The following is an 18,058-nucleotide window of genomic DNA, read 5'->3' as shown; positions in this document are numbered from 1 at the left end:
GTTCTCCAGGCCAGTCAAGCGGGGTGATTAAAACGTGCTGTCACAGATAAAGCAGGCTTGGAAACTTAAAGAAATAAGAAAAAAACTTCTATATACACTAATGATGGTAGTGGTATTTAGAATAGGTACTACTATACCGGTGCCAGGGATAGACACTAGTATTATAAAACAGATGGTAGAGGGTAATAACCTTTTATCTTTATATAATATGTTTACTGGGGGAGCGTTTAGTAACTTTACACTATTTGCTTTAGGAATAGGACCTTATATCACTGCTTCGATCATCATACAACTTCTTACTGTTGGATTTGAAAGTTTAAAAGAACTTCAGAAATCAGGAGAAGAAGGTAAGAAAAAGATGGATAAGTACACAAGATGTACTGCACTTGCACTAGCATTTGTTCAGGCTATAGGAATAACACTTGGAATTGTTAGAAGTGCTTTAAAATCTGATAATGTATTTTTCATCACAACTGTTATAATAACACTTGTTTCAGCAAGTATGATGGTTATGTGGATTGGTGATAAAATAACAGAAAAGGGACTAGGAAATGGTAGTTCTGTTATAATATTTGTTGGTATAATATCAAGAATACCAATAGATGGAATAGCTATAGCAAACCAAATAAAATCTGGTGCTACACCAATTTGGGCTGCTATACTTCTTGTTGTAGTAATACTTTTAACTATACTAGGTGTTACATTTATACAGGAAGCTACAAGAAAGATACCAGTTCAGTATGCGAAGAGAGTTGTTGGAAGAAAAATGTATGGAGGACAGAGTTCTCATATACCAATGAAAGTTAACCAGTCAGGGGTTATGCCAATAATATTCGCAAGTTCTATATTAGCTATGCCACAGACAATAGCAATGTTCATGGGGACAGATGCTCAACAGTTTGTTCAGCAGTGGTTAAGTGGAGCTACAGAGCAGGGATTCTGGATATATAGATCAATAGAAATATTACTTATAATATTCTTCTCATATTTCTACACAACTATATCTTTTAATGTAGAAGATATAACTAAGAATATGAAAAATGGTGGTGGATTCATACCAGGTATAAGACCAGGTAAACCAACAGAAGACTACCTATCAAGAATATTATCAAGATTAACTTTAGCTGGTGCTGCATTCCTAGGTGTAATCGCTATGATACCAGCACTTATAACTCATTATCTTTCATTACCGATGAGTTTAGCAGGTACTTCACTTCTAATCGTTGTCGGAGTTGCTCTTGAATTAAAGAGACAGCTTGAATCGAATTTAGTAATGAGAAATTACCAGGGATTTTTAAAATAATTTATCGAATTGGAGATGAATAATATGAGAATAATATTACTTGGACCTCCAGGGGCAGGTAAAGGTACTCAGGCAGCAAAAATAGTGGAAAAATACGATATACCTCATATATCTACTGGAGACATATTTAGAAAGAATATAAAAGAAGGCACAGAATTAGGAACAAAAGCAAAAGAATACATGGATCAGGGACTTCTAGTTCCAGATGAATTAACTTGCGGACTTGTTGTTGATAGAATATCTCAGGAAGATTGCAAAAATGGATTTATGCTTGATGGATTCCCAAGAAATATAAATCAGGCTGAACAGCTTGACAAATATTTAAATGAAGCTGGATTAAAACTTGATAAAATAGTTAACATAGAAGTTGATAAGAGTATATTAGTAGGAAGAGCTGTAGGAAGAAGAATATGTAAAGCTTGCGGTGCAACATTCCACGTAGAATTTAATCCAACTAAAGTAGAAGGCGTTTGTGACAAATGTGGAGAACCTCTTCACCAGAGAGCAGACGACAATGAAGAAACTGTTTCTAGAAGAATACAGGTTTATTTAGATGAAACTAAACCATTAGTAGGATACTACTCTGAACAGGGAATAGTAGCCGATATAAATGGGGATCAGGATATAGATAAAGTATTTGCTGATATAGTTGAATCTTTAAGCTAATAAATGATAATTAGAAAAAATGATAGACAAATAGAACTCATGAGAGAAGCGGGAAAAATAGTCGCTGATACTCATGAAGTTCTGAGAAAAGCTATTGCTCCAGGAATATCAACCGAGGAATTAGATAAAATAGCTGAAAATAATATCAGGAAATATAATGCAGAGCCTTCTTTTAAAGGGTATAACGGATTCCCTGCAAGTATATGTGCTTCAGTTAATGAAGAGGTTGTCCATGGAATACCTGGGAAGAGGATACTTAAAGAAGGTGACATTATAAGTATTGATATAGGAGCCTATTATAAAGGATATCATGGGGATGCTGCAAAAACACATGCCGTTGCTGTGATATCTGAAGAAGATAGGAAACTAATAGAAGTTACAAAAGAGAGCTTCTATGAAGGATTAAAATTTGCGAAAGTCGGATATAGACTTTCAGATATCTCGCATGCGATACAAGTACACATACAAAACAACAACTTTTCAGTAGTTAGGTCATATGCTGGTCATGGAGTAGGGAAACGACTTCACGAAGCACCAGAGATACTTAACTATGGTCCACCAGGTAAAGGCCCTAGATTAAAAAAGGGTATGGTGTTAGCCATTGAGCCAATGGTAAATGTCGGGACTTGCCATGTGTTCACTTTATCAAATGGTTGGACTGCTGTTACAGCAGATAAGAAAAAATCAGCTCATTATGAGCACACAATAGCAATTACTGAGGATGAACCTTTGATACTAACAAAGATTTAGTCCAAGGTAAAAAAAGTTAAGCAAATTAGAAACACAGATCTTTTGAGAGATAGTATGAGAGCCAAAATACTATCCTCAGAAGATATGATAGATTCTTTATAAAGCGGAACTTAAGAAGCTGGTAAAACTAGCTTACTGAAATGGAGGTTTGGTTAATTAATATGGCCAAAAAAGATGTTATAGAATTAGAAGGTACAGTTGTTGAAAGCTTACCTAATGCAATGTTTAAAGTAAAACTTGAAAATGGACATGAAATATTATGTCATATTTCAGGGAAGCTAAGAATGAACTTCATAAGAATTCTTGAAGGGGACAAGGTAAATGTTGAACTTTCACCTTACGATCTTACAAGAGGAAGAATCACTTGGCGTAAGAAGTAGACGTTTTAGTCTGAGGAGGGATAAATAATGAAGGTTAGACCATCAGTAAAACCAATATGTGAAAAATGTAAAGTTATAAAAAGAAAAGGTAAAGTAATGGTTATATGTGAAAACCCTAAACACAAACAGAAACAGGGATAAAACTTATAAAATATTACTAGTATTTTAGTCGCTTATGTAGTATAATAATATACTGTGATTGTTAACAGCGGCGTTGAATATTGATAATTATCTAGATACGGAAAATAAATTGAAATCAATTATAGGAGGTGCAATAATGGCAAGAATAGCTGGGGTAGACTTACCTAGAGAAAAAAGAGCAGAAATAGGCTTAACTTATATATATGGTATAGGTAAAGCAACTTCAAATGAAATATTAGCTAAAGCCGGGATAAATCCAGATACAAGAATAAAAGATTTATCAGAAGACGAAGTTAATGAATTAAGAAAAATAATAGATGAAGACTTCTTAGTTGAAGGTGACTTAAGAAGAGAAATAGCTTTAAATATAAAAAGACTTAGAGATATAAAATGCTACAGAGGTATAAGACACATGAAAGGTCTTCCATGTAGAGGTCAGAAAACTAAAACTAATGCAAGAACAAGAAAAGGTCCTAAAAAGACTGTATCTCGTAAAAAGAAAAAATAAATTAAATTAACTATATATTAAAAATATAAAGGAGGGAAACAGTAAAAATGGCAAAAGCTAAAAAGAAAGTAACACGTGTTAGAAGAAAAGAACGTAAAAACATAGAACGTGGACATGCACATATACAGTCTACATTTAATAATACAATAGTAACTTTAACTGACGTACACGGAAACGCAATATCTTGGGCGTCTTCAGGTCAGTTAGGATTCAAAGGATCAAGAAAAGCGACTCCATTCGCATCTCAGATGGCAGCAGAAACAGCTGCAAAAGCTGCAATGGAACACGGTTTAAAAACTGTTGAAGTATTCGTAAAAGGACCAGGTTCAGGAAGAGAAGCTGCAATAAGAGCTTTACAGGCAACAGGTCTAGAAGTAACAATGATAAAAGACGTTACTCCAATACCACACAACGGTTGTAGACCACCAAAAAGAAGAAGAGTGTAATTCGAGAATATATATAGAAATAATCGCAGGAGGTGTAATTTAATGGCAAGATATACAGGTGCATCATGCAGACAGTGCCGTAGAGAAGGAATGAAATTATTCCTTAAAGGTGACAGATGCTATACAGATAAATGTGCTTTAGATAGAAGAAACTACGCTCCAGGTCAGCACGGACAGGGAAGAAAAAAAGTTTCTAACTACGGAGAACAGTTAAGAGAAAAACAGAAAGTTAAAAGAATATACGGAGTTTTAGAAACTCAGTTCAGAAACTTATATGAAAGAGCAGAAAAAATGTCTGGTAAAACAGGGGCTAATCTTTTAAGCTTATTAGAAAGAAGATTAGACAACGTTGTTTACAGAATGGGATTAGCTGCATCTAGAAAAGAAGCTAGACAGTTAGTAACTCACGCTCACTTTACTTTAAATGGTAAAAAAGTTGATATACCATCTTTAACAGTTAATGTTGGTGATGTTATAGCAGTTAAAGAAACATCTAAATCATCAGCTAAATTCAAAGCTTTAGTTGAAAACAACACTAGAATAGCTCCAAACTGGTTAGAAAATAACTTAGATGAAATGTGTGCTAAAGTTGTTTCTCTTCCAACTAGAGAAGATATAGATCTTGAAATAGCTGAACACTTAATCATAGAGTTATACTCTAAATAATAAGAAATTAATTAGCTTAATAACTTATATTAAATTAAAATTTATTTACCCTCAGTGGATTACTGAATGTTAAGGAGGGTTTTATCCATGATAGAAATAGAAAAGCCAAAGGTAGATATAATAGAACTTAGCGAAGATTTCAGATATGGTAAATTCGTTGTTGAACCTCTTGAAAGAGGATACGGAATAACTATAGGAAATGCACTAAGAAGAATACTGTTATCTTCATTACCAGGTGTTGCAGTTAACGCTGTTAAAATAGAAGGAGTTCTTCATGAATTCTCTACTATACCTGGAGTAAAAGAAGATGTTACAGAAATAATATTAACTTTAAAAGAACTTTCAGCTACTATAGACGGTGAAGGAAACAGAACACTTAAAATAGAAGCTCAGGGTCCTTGTACAGTAACAGGTGCAGATATAATCTGCCCACCAGATGTTGAAATAATAAGCAAGGATCTTAAAATAGCTACATTAGACGAAGGTTCTAAGCTTAATATGGATATACATGTTGACAAAGGCAGAGGATATGTTCCTGCTGAAGAAAACAAATCAGAAAATATGCCAATAGGTGTACTACCTGTTGACTCAATATATACTCCTGTAGAAAAAGTAAACTATCATGTTGAAAATACAAGAGTAGGTCAGAAATCTGACTATGATAAATTAACTTTAGAAGTTTGGACAAATGGAAGTATAAATCCTCAGGAAGGAATATCTCTAGCTGCCAAAGTTCTAGTTGAACATCTTAAACTATTCATAGATTTAACAGAGCATGTAAGCAATGTTGAAATAATGGTAGAAAAAGAAGAAGACCAGAAAGAAAAAGTTCTTGAAATGACAATCGAAGAATTAGATTTATCAGTAAGATCATACAACTGTTTAAAAAGAGCGGGTATAAACACAGTAGAAGAGCTAGCTAATAAATCTGAAGACGATATGATGAAGGTTAGAAACCTAGGTAAAAAATCACTAGAAGAAGTTATACAGAAACTAGATGAATTAGGACTAGGATTAAAACCTAACGAAGAATAATAGACTTTCGAATATAAATAAATTTATAAACTCGAAAAGGAGGGGACAGAATGGCAACTTACCGTAAATTAGGTCGTGAAACTGCTCACAGAAACCTTATGTTAAGAAACTTAGTAACTGACTTACTAAGAGAAGGAAGAATAGAAACTACAGTAACTAGAGCAAAAGAAACTCGTAGAATGGCTGAAAAGATGATAACTCTTGCAAAAAGAGGAGATCTTCACGCTAGAAGACAGGTTTTAGCTTATGTTCTTGATGAAACTGTTGTTAGTAACTTATTCACAGAAATAGCTCCAAAATATGCTGAAAGAAATGGTGGATATACTAGAATAATCAAAAAAGGACCAAGAAGAGGCGACGCTGCTGAAATGGCCTTCATAGAATTAGTATAATTACTGTATTGATAAATAAATGCTATGGTGTTTTATATGCCATAGCATTTTTAGAATTAAAAACAAGTTTCAAAAAAACTAAGAAAATTATAATAAATTGACTTTATAAAAAATATCTGAGGAAATAAAACTTTAATTTAATATAAGAAAAAAGAGCTACTAGAGGATAAATATCTAGAGGGAATGTTAAACTGGGGATACAGGCTGTGAGACTTTACAGTCTGTTTTTTTATGCAAAATTTAAAAAATATAGAATAAAAGAATAATAAATATCAATGTATGGATATAATCTATAAATTTATTTAATATTCGAAAACTTATAGATATAGTATATAAAATCCTCTATAATTGTAACTATCGTGTATTAATTGTATGATATAATAAACTATTATAATGTTTTATAGAATTTGGTGTTTTATAGAATTTAGGCAATAAAGATTTAAATGTATAGGAAAAAAGGGGTGTAAATAATGGAAAATCTCATACAAATAAAAAATCTTTCCTTTTGCTATGAAAATGAAGAGGGCGACAAGTACAAAGCTATAGATGATTTTAATTTAGATATAAAAAAAGGTGAATTTGTTGTAATAATAGGGCACAATGGTTCTGGGAAATCGACACTTTCAAAGAATATGAATGCAATACTAAAGCCTACTGAAGGGGATATAATTGTAAATGGAATGAATACAAAAGATACAGACAAGATGTGGGATATAAGACAGACTGCAGGAATGGTATTTCAGAATCCAGACAACCAGATAGTTGCTACAATAGTTGAAGAGGATGTAGCTTTTGGGCCAGAAAACTTAGGAATAGAGCCGTCAGAAATAAGAAGAAGAGTAGAAGAATCTTTAAAAAGCGTAGGAATGTACGAATTTAAAGATAGACAGCCACACTTACTTTCTGGAGGACAGAAACAGAGAGTTGCAATAGCTGGGATAATAGCTATGAAGCCTGAATGTATAATATTCGATGAGGCTACAGCTATGCTAGATCCATCTGGTAGAAAAGAAGTAATGAAAACAATAAAGAAATTAAACAAAGAAGAAAATATAACTGCAATACATATAACTCACTTTATGGAAGAGGCTGTAGAAGCTGATAGAGTTATAGTTATGGAAAAGGGTAGAAAAGTATTAGAAGGGACTCCACGAGAAGTATTTAAAGAGATAGATAGACTTAAAAAAATAGGTCTTGATGTGCCTTGTATGACAGAAATATCTCACATGCTAAACAAAGAAGGATTAAAAATAAGAGAAGATATATTAACAGTGGATGAGATGGTGAATGAATTATGTCTATTAAAGTAAGAAATTTAACATACATATATGATGAGGGGATGCCATTTGAAAATAGAGCTCTAGACGATATAACGTTTGATATAGAGGATAATGACTTTGTTGGACTAATTGGACACACAGGCTCAGGGAAATCTACACTTATACAGCATTTAAATGGACTTCTAAAGCCTTCATCAGGCAGCATATACATAAATGACTTTGAAATAACTCAGAAGGATATAAATCTAACTGAAATAAGAAAAAGAGTTGGGGTAGTATTTCAGTATCCAGAGTATCAGTTATTTGAAGAAACAATAGAAAAAGATATAGCATTTGGTCCAGGAAATATGGGACTAGATCAAGAGGAAATAACTAAAAGAGTAAAAGCTTCTATGGAAGCTGTTGGACTAGATTATGAAAAATATAGAGAAAAATCTCCATTTGAATTATCTGGTGGGCAGAAGAGAAGGGTTGCAATAGCAGGAGTAATAGCTATGGATCCAGAAGTATTAATACTTGATGAGCCGACTGCAGGACTAGATCCAGGTGGTAGAGAAGAAATATTTGAACTTATAAAAAAACTACACAGGGAAAGAAATATAACAGTAATACTATCATCTCACAGCATGGATGATATGGCTAAATTAGTAAAAACGCTTATAGTAATGAATAAAGGAAAAATAGAATTTATGGGAAATCCTAGAGAGGTATTCAACAACAATGCTCATAGGCTAAAAGAAATAGGTCTGGATATTCCTCAAGTTCTAGAATTAGCTATAAAATTAAGAGAAAAAGGCTTTGATATTAGACAGGATATAATAACTCCTGAAGAAGCTAAAGACGAAATACTAAGAGTGATAGGAGGTAGAAAATAATGTTAAAAGATATAACTGTCGGTCAGTTTTACCCGGCTTCGTCTCCTATACATAAATTAGATGCAGGTCTAAAATTAATAGCTACGATATTATTTATGATTTCTATATTTATGATAAATAAAATGCCTGTGTATATAGGAGTATTTGTTGTCTTATTAATACTTACTGTAATGTCAAAGATACCGGTAAAATTTATACTAAAGGGGTTAAAACCTCTTAAATGGATAATATTATTCACATTTATCGTGAATATGTTCTGTATACCTGGTGAAAAAATATGGTCATTTGGATTTTTAGCGATAACTAAAGAAGGTATCAGACAGGCTATATTTATGTCTATAAGACTTGCTATGCTTATAGTAGGAACATCTTTATTAACGCTTACAACATCTCCTATAGCGCTTACAGACGGAATAGAGAGGGTATTAAATCCATTTAAGAAAATAGGTCTACCGGTGCATGAACTTGCAATGATGATGACTATAGCCTTAAGATTCATACCAACACTACTAGACGAAACTGATAAGATAATGAAGGCTCAGATGTCTAGAGGCGCGGATTTTGAAAGTAAGAAGCTAATAAACAGAGCTAAGAGTCTTGTTCCTCTTTTAGTACCGCTATTTGTAAGTGCATTTAGAAGAGCTGACGAGCTTGCTATGGCAATGGAGGCTAGATGCTACAGAGGTGGAGATAATAGAACAAAAATGAAAGAAACTGTAATAGGTAAAAGAGAGTATGTAGCTACATTCTTCATAATACTTTATATGGTTGCTGTAGCAGCTACAAGATACATATAAATTTACCTATTTGGAGGATTAAATGAGAAATATAAAAATAACTGTTCAATACAATGGAGAAAAATATTGTGGATGGCAGGAACAGCCAGATTCTCCGGGAATACAGGGAAATATTGAATATGCAATAAAAGAAATAACAGGTGAAAAAGTAAAAATAAACGGATCTGGAAGAACAGATGCAGGAGTGCATGCACTTGGACAGGTGGCTAATTTTAAAATAGAATCTCAAATACCTGTAAACAGAATACCAGATGCGTTAAACTCTAAGTTACCCAAAGACATATCTATAATAGAAGCAGAGGAAGTCGATGACGATTTCCATGCTAGATATAGTGCAAAGGGTAAAATATACAGATATTTGGTGTATAATAACAGATACCGCAATCCTATTTTAAAAGACATATCGTATCAAGTAAAATACGATTTGGATTTTGAAAAGATGAATAAAGAAGCAAAGTCGCTTATTGGAACTTATGACTTCTGTGGATTCATGAGCAGCGGTTCATCTGTAAAAGATACTGTAAGAACGATAAGAAGCGTAAAAATAGAAAAAGAAGGAGATTTAATAGTATTTGAGTTTGAAGGAAATGGATTCCTTTACAACATGGTTAGAATTCTTTCTGGTACGCTTATAGATATCGGAAGGGGTAGAATAACTGAAAGCATGGAAGATATAATAAAATCTAAGGATAGGTCAAAAGCCGGTCATACGGCTCCAGGACACGCATTATTCCTCAAAAAAGTTTTTTATTAATCTTGACACTTTTCGGTTATAGTCGTATAATATACAAGAATGTGTTAATAAGTCCACTTTGCCCCGGACTTGACATAAACGGAAAAATATTTTTAAAGGAAAAAAGTTAAGGAGGGACAGATATGAAAAGTTATATAGCTAAACCAGCAGACGTTAAAAGAAACTGGTACTTAGTTGACGCTGAAGGAAAAACTTTAGGTCGTTTAGCAACTGAAGTTGCAACATTATTAAGAGGGAAACATAAACCAACATTTACACCACACGTGGACGGAGGAGACTTCGTAGTAGTTGTAAATGCATCAAAAGTAGTTTTAACAGGTAAAAAATTAGATCAGAAATACTACAGATACCACACAGGTTATGTAGGTGGTTTAAAAGAAATATCATACAGAGAAATGATGGCTAAAAAACCTGAAGAAGTTGTAGCTCACGCAGTTAGCGGTATGTTACCAAAAAATAAATTAAGAAGCAGAATGATGACTAGATTAAGAGTATTCGCTGGTGCTGAACATGATCATGCAGCTCAGAATCCAGAAGTAATAGAATTTTAATTAGGTGAAAGGAGGAGTTATCATGGCAAATGTACAGTACATAGGAACAGGAAGAAGAAAACATTCTGTAGCTAGAGTTAGATTAGTTGCAGGTGAAGGAAATATAACAGTAAATGGTAGAGCGTTAGAAGAATATTTCAACTACGAAACATTAATAAGAGACGTTAAACAGCCATTAGTATTAACTGAAACTGAAAATAAATTTGACGTTATAGTAAAAGTTGAAGGTGGAGGATTCACTGGACAGGCTGGTGCTATAAGACACGGTATATCTAGAGCTTTATTAAAAGCTGACGAAGATTTAAGACCTGCTTTAAAGAAAGAAGGATTCTTAACTAGAGATGCTAGAATGAAAGAAAGAAAGAAATACGGTTTAAAAGCTGCCAGAAGAGCTCCACAGTTCTCAAAAAGATAGTTTTTACGTATTATATTGTGCAAGAAATCCCGAGATATTTTATCTCGGGTTTTTTTATGTCTAGAAAACCCTCAGTTTTACTAGAGGTTCTTTTTTAATGTATATATAATTTGCTTATTAAAATATAAAATATAAAAGAGTATAATTAAAATTAAAGAAAATATTGTAGAAGGGAATGATTATAATGTTATATTCAATCTATTTTAGTCCTACAGGTGGAACAGAAAAAGTAACAAAACTACTTTCATCAGCTTGGAAAGAAACAAAAGACCTAGATATAAGCGACTTACACTTCAACTATGAAGATGTAAACATAAAACCTGAGGATATGTGTATAATTTCAGTGCCTTCATTTGGAGGAAGAATACCAACTGTAGCTGTGGATAGAATCAATAAAATAAAAGGAAATGGAGCAAAAGCTGTTGCAGTTGTAGTTTACGGAAATAGAGATTACGACGACACACTACTAGAGTTAAAAAATGTTCTTGAAGAAAATGGATTTGTAGTTGGAGCTATGGTAGCTGCTATAGCAGAACATTCAATAGCTAGAAATCTAGCAGCAGGTAGACCAGATAAATCAGATGAGGAAGAATTAAAGAAATTCTCAGAAGAAATAAAAGCTAAATTTGAAAGTGGAGAAATAAATACAGAATTAATGCCTAAAGGAAATATTCCATACAAAGAATGGAAAGGCTCTGCATTAAAACCAGAAGCTAATGAAAACTGTGTAGAATGTGGATTATGTGCAAAAAAATGTCCAGTAGGTGCAATACCTATGGATAAGCCTAAAACTGTGGATAAAGACGTATGCATGGCTTGTATGAGATGTATATCAGTATGTCCAACAGGTGCTAGAATATTAGATGAAACTATGAAGGCAGGTCTTGTTGAAAAGCTTACAACAATGTGCAAAGAAAGAAAAGAAAATGAACTTATGATATAAAAGTAAAGGTTATAAATAAAAAATAATTGAATAAAGCGATAAGATAATAAATTGATAAAAGAAAAAACACCCTCTATAAAGAAGGTGTTTTTCTTATTATTTCAAAAGTAATTAACTTAAAGATTGTTTAGCAATTGAGTAAGTACCCAATTATTATGATTTTTTAAATAATAAATTCCCTGGTTTGCAGTAATAACACTATCAGAAACCTCTCTAAAAGTCATAGAAGCATTGTGGAATTCATCAGCTTCATGTCTAGTAGTAAAAATAATGGATTTGTTGATAGATCCTGTTATTAAAAGAAGTTCCATATCATCCTCTGATTTTATTCTAGAATGGGCTATATCAGTATGTTTTTTCATATAGCTGATATGCGTATCTAGTACGTATACGTCTTCTTTTGCGTTTACAATATCATTCATTGTCACAGTATCTTTTTCGGCTAGCTCATGTGTTTTTGGAATTAGAATTCCAAGTGGGCATGAACGAACAAGCTTACTATCTATACTATCTGGTAGTTCTAATGTTGATGAGACATAAGCCAAAATAACATCGTATTTACCACTTAATAGATAGTCCGCATAATAAGCGTCTTGACATCTGTCAAAAATTATATCGACATTTGGATATTTTGACTTCAATGCAGATACCGCTGAATCTAAGATATTTAAAGAGCTAAAACCGTACATACCAATAGTCAATTTACCTTTTGAGTACATTGAGCTAAATTTTGTTTTCATAACCGCGTCTTCATAAGCTTTTAAAATTTTCACAACTTCTTTGTAGAAAATTTCTCCTTGAGGAGTCAGTGATACATTTCTACTATTTCTAATAAATAATTCTGTACCCAATTCCTCTTCAAGGTTTTGAATATGATGACTTATTGCGGGCTGAGCGATGTGACATTCTTTAGCTGCCTTTGTAAAATTTTTGTTACGTGCGACACTTTCAAAATAATGTAGTTTCTCAATTTTCATACCTAATCACCAATTAAAAAATTTATTTTATAGTAACTGTTCAGATAACTATTTAAACACCCTATAAATTTAAGATAGTTATCTATAAGAAAACATATATACTATTAATTATAAATGAAAGTATGAGAAAATACAAAAGGATTTTAAGTATAATAGAAAAAATCGAATATATATATGTTATAAATAAAAAATTCATAGACGAAAGTAAAAGAATATAATAGAATACTGTATAATATCGAAAATTATATTGACAAAATTGAAAAAAATATATAAAATAATTAGTTTAGGCTTGACGAAAAACTGTGTTTGTGGTATTATGTAAACATAGAAAAATTGGGAAGGTGATATGATGGCAACAGTTCAGACTTTAGAAAATATAAAATCTACTCTTGAAAAACACATAGGTAAAAGAGTACAGCTAAAGGCTAATAAGGGAAGAAAACAGATTGTCACAACAAGAGGGGTACTTGAAGAGGCATATCCAAGTGTATTCATAGTAAGAGTAGACGATGGTTCTAATGGTACATCTAGAATTTCTTATAGTTATTCAGATTTACTTACTTCTAGTGTAAAACTACAGGTAATAAAAGGAAAATCTGAAGAAGAACGTAAAGTAAGTTAGAGAATAATAAAAATTAATAGAGTAGAATCTTACAGTATAATACGACTTATACTGTATAATTTTTTTTGAGAAAAGTTAATTAATGGAATTTGATTCAAATTAAGAGAACAGGTAATTGTATATTATATACACAATTACCTGTTTTTTGTAGTATAATTAATAATGTGATAATATGAACTAATTTTTTTGCAAAAATATGTCGGAGGATAATAAAATGAAGGTTAAATGTAGAGCTAAAATAAATTTATCTATAGATGTACTTGGTAAGCTTCCAAATGGATACCATCTTGTTGAAATGATAATGCAGTCTATCGATTTATACGATATTCTCGACATAACAGAGCGAAACGATGGGAAAATAATACTTAAAAGTAAAAGTAAAGAAATACCGCTTAATGAAAATAATATAGTATATAAAGCAGCACAACTCCTAAAAGAAAAAACTGGGGTAAAAAAAGGAGCTGAGATTTTTATAGATAAAAGAATACCTGTTGCAGCAGGTATGGCTGGGGGAAGTACAAATGCAGCAGGTACTTTAGTGGCTTTAAACGATATGTGGGAATTAGGACTTAATGAAGAAGAGTTAAAAGAAATTGGATTTGAACTTGGAGCAGATGTTCCATTCTGTATATCTGGAGGAGCAGTACTTGCGGAAAATTTAGGTGAAAAATTAACTAATATAAAAGGTCTAAATAACGATGTTTTTGTATTAGTGTGTAAACCGGAACTATTTGTATCTACAAAAGAAGTATACAATAAATTTGATAATTCAAATGTATCTAAAAGACCAGATAATAAATATCTTATAGAATGTCTTAAAGAAGATAGAATAGATGAACTTGCAAAAAATATGTGTAATGTCTTAGAATCTGTAACATCTTTAATGCATCCAGAGATAGAAGATATAGAAAATATTATGAAAAGAAGTGATGTCTTAGGAACTATGATGAGTGGAAGTGGACCTACAGTATTCGGACTGTTTGATTCACAGGATGAGGCTGAAAAAGCTAAGAAAGAATTACTAGATAAATATAAGCAAGTTTACCTTGTTAGAAGTGCTGAAAGGGGAATTGAATTAAATGGAAAATTTAACTAAATTAAATTTAGATAACTATAAACCACTTAGAGATGTTGTTTTTGAAAGTTTAAGAAAGGCTATTGTGGAAGGAAGTCTAAAACCTGGAGAAAGACTTATGGAAGTTCAACTAGCAGAACAGCTAGGAGTTAGTAGAACACCTGTAAGAGAGGCTATAAGAAAGTTAGAGCTAGAGGGCTTTGTTATAATGCTTCCTAGAAAAGGTGCATATGTAGCTGATATGTCTGTTAAAGATATAATAGACGTACTGGAAGTAAGATCTGCACTAGAAGGGCTAGCAGCTAATTTAGCAGCTGAAAGAATGGACGAAAAAGAAATAGAAGAGCTTAAAAAAATATCAGAATCTCTTAATGTAGCTATGGAAAATGGAAATCTTGATGAGATACTTAAAAAGGACGTAGAGTTCCACCAGTGTATATTTGAAGCAGCTGGAAATAAAAGGCTTACTCAGATGATAAACTCTCTTTGGGAACAGGTATACAGATTTAGAGCAGGATATATGTCTGACAACAATGCTATAAGGGGAATAAAAGAAGAACACGAGCATTTAATAGAAGCTATAGTAAGTGGAGATGGTAATAAGGCATCTAAATGTGCAAAAGAGCATATAGAAAGAGCAGAACAGTACATGATAGATAAGGCTGATAGAATATAAGGTTGTTAATCGATAAGGAGATTTATTATGGATAAAAGAGGAATCGGAGTTTTTGATTCTGGATTAGGAGGACTTACAGTATTAAAAGAGATTAAAAAAATACTACCCAATGAAGATTTAGTATATTTTGGTGATACTGCCAGAGTTCCATATGGTCCTAGATCTAAGGAAACGATAATGAAGTATACTTTTCAAGCTATAAACTTTTTACTAACAAAAAATGTTAAAGCTATAGTAATAGCATGTAATACAGCTACTGCTAGAAGTTTAGTTGAAGCACAGGAAAAGTATGATGTGCCTATAATAGGAGTTATTGAAGCTGGGGCTAGAACAGCAGCAGCATCTACAAAAAATGGAAAAGTTGGAATTATAGGGACTGAAGGAACTATAAAATCAAAGGCTTATAATACTGAAATTAAAAAAATAGACAAGAATATAAAAGTATACGGAAAGGCATGTTCTTTATTTGTCCCTATAGTAGAAGAAGGATGGGCAAATACAGAAGTTGCAAGACTTACAGCCAAAGAATATCTAAAAGAACTTGAGGATAAAGGTGTAGATTCTATAGTTCTTGGATGTACTCATTATCCATTGTTAAAAAGAACAATAGGTGAAGAAGTAGGTATTGAGGTTAAGCTTGTAAATCCAGCTAGAGAAACGGCAATAGATTTAAAAAATATACTAATAGAAAAAAATCTTCTAAATACAAAAGAAGAGCCGGGAGAATGTGACTATTTTGTATCTGATATAAATGTAAAATTCCCATCTATAGCTAGAGAATTTTTAAAGACTAAGATAGAAGTTGAAAAGGTAGAGATACAGAGATATTAAATTTATTATAAGCGAGGAAATATAGTGAGTAATAAAATAATAATAAAGACAAAACAATACGATGTCGATGGAAATATGGATACCATAGAATTAAAAGTATATGGAAAATTAATAGAAAAAAACGATAGTATATATATAAAATATAACCAAAGAGAAGAAGATATGGAGGTTAAAAACACTATAAAAATATCAAAAGACTGCATAAAAGTTATAAAAAGTGGAAGTGTAAACTCGACAATGACATTTGTTAAGGGTGAAAAACATACTAACAGATATGCTACTCCTCAGGGAATATTTTTAATAGATACTAAAGTAAATGACTTTAAAATTTCAAATGGAGAAAAGAAATTAGAGGTTCATTTAGACTATATGATAGAAATTCAGAATATGTTTGCTGGAAGAAATAAGATAGTTATAAAAGCTGAAAAATAATTAAATTAAAAAATTAATAGAATAATTTTTATAAGGTAGCGAAAAAGCTACCTTTTCTTAGATTTATTTGGTATTATTATACTTAGGCGATTTGTTTAATAAAATAAAAGCTTTAGTTACTATAAAAACTAAAAAAGAGGTAATAAATATGATATTTAATAGAGTTGTTGATACTATAGATAAACACAATATGATATCGTATGGAGATAAAATAATAGTTGGACTTTCAGGAGGGCCGGATTCAGTTTGCCTTCTTCATATATTAAATAGATTAAAAGAATCTAGAAATTTAAAAATATATGCAGCACATCTAAATCATCAGATAAGGGGAATTGAGGCACAGAAGGATGCATTATTTGTATCTGAGCTTTGTGATTCTCTTGGAATTCCAGTGTTTATAAAATCTGTAGATGTACCAAAATATTGTGAAGAAAATGGACTTTCTTTGGAAGAAGGTGCTAGAAATATAAGATATGAAATGTTCTATGAAATAAAAAGAAGAACTGGTGCTAATAAAATAGCAATAGGACATAATATGAATGACCAGGCTGAGACTGTTATGATGAGAATTATGAGAGGAACAGGCCTTCAAGGATTAAGAGGGATAGAATATACTAGAGAAAATGGTATAATTAGACCTATACTAGATATAGAAAGAAAAGATATAGAAGCTTATTGTGAGCAGTATGATTTAAATCCTAAGATAGATCAAACTAATCTAGAAAGTATCTATACAAGAAATAGAATTAGACTGGAACTACTACCATATATGCGGGAACATTTTAATAGCAATGTAGTAGAATCAATAGTTAGGCTTAGCAATAGCATGAAGAGTGATGGAGATTTTATAGACTCTGAGGCAACTAAGGCATACGAGGAAGTAGCTTTAAAAGATGGAGCAGCAGTAGAGATAAATGTAGAAAAATTATCCTCATATCATGAAGCTATACAAAATAGAATAATAAGATATGCTATAAAGGATGTACTTGGAGATACAAACTTTGTAGACCAGAAGCATATAGAAGATGTTATTCAGCTTATAGATGCTTCAAAAAATGGTAAAATGTTAAATCTTCCAAGGGGAGTATTTGCATATAGAAAAATAGATAGTATACTATTTACGTTAGAAGAAATAAAAGATGAAGAAATAGAATATAGCTACAGTGTACCAAAAGATGGTTTTATAAAAATAAAGGAACTAGGCGTATTAGTAGACGCTGATGTTATAAGCATAGAAAAATATAGAAGTCTTAAAAAAGATTCATCTATAAAAGCTATTGATTTTGATAAAATAAAAGGGGGTATAACTGTAAGGAATAGGCAGCCAGGGGATAAGATTAAACTAAAAGGTGGAACTAAAAAAATAAAAGATTTATTCATAGACCTTAAAATACCTAGAGCGATGAGGAATAGGGTACCAATTGTGGCTGACGAGGAAGAAGTAATTCTTGCTGGTGAGTACAGAATGAGTGAGAATTATAAGATAGATGAAAGTACAAAAAAAGTACTTAAACTAAGCATAAAAAAACTGTAGGACCTTAAA

The 18,058-nt window shown here is 32.0% G+C and carries 24 protein-coding genes; 23 read left to right on the top strand and 1 reads right to left on the bottom strand.

All coding sequences use genetic code 11. The features are described from left to right. The first annotated feature begins 34 nt into the window (after window positions 1–34). The 17 genes from secY to ACK2WO_RS01575 all read left to right on the top strand — a co-directional run bounded on the left by secY (window position 35) and on the right by ACK2WO_RS01575 (window position 11,902). Window positions 35–1,303 carry a preprotein translocase subunit SecY gene (gene secY / locus ACK2WO_RS01655; protein WP_178412904.1) on the top strand — a complete coding sequence of 423 codons (1,269 nt, stop codon included), beginning with the start codon at window positions 35–37 and terminating at the stop codon, window positions 1,301–1,303. Window positions 1,304–1,327: 24 nt separating this feature from the next. Then, a complete protein-coding gene (locus tag ACK2WO_RS01650; protein WP_006440519.1) occupies window positions 1,328–1,969 on the top strand; it encodes an adenylate kinase in 642 nt (213 codons plus the stop codon). Between the two features lie 3 nt (window positions 1,970–1,972). Then, window positions 1,973–2,719: a type I methionyl aminopeptidase gene (gene map / locus ACK2WO_RS01645; RefSeq protein ID WP_414698215.1), complete on the top strand. Its 747-nt coding sequence runs from the start codon at window positions 1,973–1,975 to the stop codon at window positions 2,717–2,719. Between the two features lie 161 nt (window positions 2,720–2,880). Beyond that, window positions 2,881–3,099, top strand: a complete 219-nt coding sequence (gene infA / locus ACK2WO_RS01640) for a translation initiation factor IF-1 (protein ID WP_040410592.1) — start codon at window positions 2,881–2,883, stop codon at window positions 3,097–3,099. A gap of 27 nt (window positions 3,100–3,126) precedes the next feature. After that, window positions 3,127–3,240 (top strand): 50S ribosomal protein L36, encoded by a 114-nt coding sequence (gene rpmJ, locus ACK2WO_RS01635; RefSeq protein ID WP_002509257.1) that lies wholly within the window; start codon window positions 3,127–3,129, stop codon window positions 3,238–3,240. A gap of 136 nt (window positions 3,241–3,376) precedes the next feature. Beyond that, the gene (gene rpsM / locus ACK2WO_RS01630; RefSeq protein ID WP_040410593.1) at window positions 3,377–3,748 is read left to right on the top strand and encodes a 30S ribosomal protein S13; all 372 of its coding nucleotides are present in this window, start codon (window positions 3,377–3,379) and stop codon (window positions 3,746–3,748) included. Between the two features lie 47 nt (window positions 3,749–3,795). After that, window positions 3,796–4,194, top strand: a complete 399-nt coding sequence (gene rpsK / locus ACK2WO_RS01625; protein ID WP_006440523.1) for a 30S ribosomal protein S11 — start codon at window positions 3,796–3,798, stop codon at window positions 4,192–4,194. 42 nt (window positions 4,195–4,236) lie between these two features. Further along, window positions 4,237–4,860: a 30S ribosomal protein S4 gene (rpsD, locus tag ACK2WO_RS01620; RefSeq protein WP_178412907.1), complete on the top strand. Its 624-nt coding sequence runs from the start codon at window positions 4,237–4,239 to the stop codon at window positions 4,858–4,860. Between the two features lie 87 nt (window positions 4,861–4,947). Continuing rightward, a complete protein-coding gene (locus ACK2WO_RS01615; protein ID WP_178412908.1) occupies window positions 4,948–5,895 on the top strand; it encodes a DNA-directed RNA polymerase subunit alpha in 948 nt (315 codons plus the stop codon). Window positions 5,896–5,945: 50 nt separating this feature from the next. After that, window positions 5,946–6,287: a 50S ribosomal protein L17 gene (gene rplQ, locus ACK2WO_RS01610; RefSeq protein WP_006440526.1), complete on the top strand. Its 342-nt coding sequence runs from the start codon at window positions 5,946–5,948 to the stop codon at window positions 6,285–6,287. Between the two features lie 470 nt (window positions 6,288–6,757). Continuing rightward, entirely contained in the window at window positions 6,758–7,597 is an 840-nt protein-coding gene (locus tag ACK2WO_RS01605; protein WP_414698214.1) for an energy-coupling factor transporter ATPase, read from the top strand. Then, the gene (locus ACK2WO_RS01600) at window positions 7,582–8,442 is read left to right on the top strand and encodes an energy-coupling factor transporter ATPase (RefSeq protein WP_178412771.1); all 861 of its coding nucleotides are present in this window, start codon (window positions 7,582–7,584) and stop codon (window positions 8,440–8,442) included. Before ACK2WO_RS01605 ends, ACK2WO_RS01600 begins: the two co-directional genes overlap by 16 nt. Then, the gene (locus ACK2WO_RS01595; protein WP_414698213.1) at window positions 8,442–9,239 is read left to right on the top strand and encodes an energy-coupling factor transporter transmembrane component T family protein; all 798 of its coding nucleotides are present in this window, start codon (window positions 8,442–8,444) and stop codon (window positions 9,237–9,239) included. The genes ACK2WO_RS01600 and ACK2WO_RS01595 overlap by 1 nt, the downstream gene beginning before the upstream one ends. Before the next feature lie 22 nt (window positions 9,240–9,261). After that, complete coding sequence (gene truA / locus ACK2WO_RS01590) at window positions 9,262–9,993, top strand: tRNA pseudouridine(38-40) synthase TruA (RefSeq protein WP_414698212.1); 732 nt, start codon at window positions 9,262–9,264, stop codon at window positions 9,991–9,993. Window positions 9,994–10,115: 122 nt separating this feature from the next. After that, on the top strand, window positions 10,116–10,544 hold the full coding sequence (gene rplM, locus ACK2WO_RS01585; RefSeq protein ID WP_178412774.1) for a 50S ribosomal protein L13: 429 nt from the start codon (window positions 10,116–10,118) through the stop codon (window positions 10,542–10,544). 22 nt (window positions 10,545–10,566) lie between these two features. Beyond that, window positions 10,567–10,959 carry a 30S ribosomal protein S9 gene (rpsI, locus tag ACK2WO_RS01580; RefSeq protein WP_178412775.1) on the top strand — a complete coding sequence of 131 codons (393 nt, stop codon included), beginning with the start codon at window positions 10,567–10,569 and terminating at the stop codon, window positions 10,957–10,959. 184 nt (window positions 10,960–11,143) lie between these two features. Then, a complete protein-coding gene (locus ACK2WO_RS01575) occupies window positions 11,144–11,902 on the top strand; it encodes an EFR1 family ferrodoxin (protein ID WP_414698211.1) in 759 nt (252 codons plus the stop codon). Between the two features lie 116 nt (window positions 11,903–12,018). Here ACK2WO_RS01575 and ACK2WO_RS01570 read toward each other — a convergent pair whose 3' ends face one another. Beyond that, entirely contained in the window at window positions 12,019–12,879 is an 861-nt protein-coding gene (locus tag ACK2WO_RS01570) for a LysR family transcriptional regulator (protein ID WP_178411886.1), read from the bottom strand. A 349-nt stretch (window positions 12,880–13,228) separates the two neighbouring features. Between ACK2WO_RS01570 and ACK2WO_RS01565 the strand changes: the two genes are divergently transcribed. The 6 genes from ACK2WO_RS01565 to tilS all read left to right on the top strand — a co-directional run bounded on the left by ACK2WO_RS01565 (window position 13,229) and on the right by tilS (window position 18,049). After that, on the top strand, window positions 13,229–13,501 hold the full coding sequence (locus ACK2WO_RS01565; RefSeq protein ID WP_178411898.1) for a Veg family protein: 273 nt from the start codon (window positions 13,229–13,231) through the stop codon (window positions 13,499–13,501). A 214-nt stretch (window positions 13,502–13,715) separates the two neighbouring features. After that, on the top strand, window positions 13,716–14,597 hold the full coding sequence (ispE, locus tag ACK2WO_RS01560; RefSeq protein ID WP_414698210.1) for a 4-(cytidine 5'-diphospho)-2-C-methyl-D-erythritol kinase: 882 nt from the start codon (window positions 13,716–13,718) through the stop codon (window positions 14,595–14,597). Next, on the top strand, window positions 14,581–15,252 hold the full coding sequence (locus ACK2WO_RS01555; protein WP_178411888.1) for an FCD domain-containing protein: 672 nt from the start codon (window positions 14,581–14,583) through the stop codon (window positions 15,250–15,252). The genes ispE and ACK2WO_RS01555 overlap by 17 nt, the downstream gene beginning before the upstream one ends. Before the next feature lie 27 nt (window positions 15,253–15,279). After that, a complete protein-coding gene (gene murI / locus ACK2WO_RS01550) occupies window positions 15,280–16,083 on the top strand; it encodes a glutamate racemase (protein ID WP_414698209.1) in 804 nt (267 codons plus the stop codon). Between the two features lie 24 nt (window positions 16,084–16,107). Then, window positions 16,108–16,515: a DUF1934 domain-containing protein gene (locus ACK2WO_RS01545; protein WP_414698208.1), complete on the top strand. Its 408-nt coding sequence runs from the start codon at window positions 16,108–16,110 to the stop codon at window positions 16,513–16,515. 148 nt (window positions 16,516–16,663) lie between these two features. Next, the gene (tilS, locus tag ACK2WO_RS01540) at window positions 16,664–18,049 is read left to right on the top strand and encodes a tRNA lysidine(34) synthetase TilS (RefSeq protein ID WP_414698207.1); all 1,386 of its coding nucleotides are present in this window, start codon (window positions 16,664–16,666) and stop codon (window positions 18,047–18,049) included. The last annotated feature ends 9 nt before the right edge of the window (window positions 18,050–18,058 follow it).

The organism is Peptacetobacter sp. AB845, assembly GCF_047528295.1.
Lineage (GTDB): Bacteria > Bacillota > Clostridia > Peptostreptococcales > Peptostreptococcaceae > Peptacetobacter.
The sequence above is the reverse complement of the archived record's forward strand: the minus strand, read 5'-3'. Positions and strand labels throughout refer to the sequence as shown.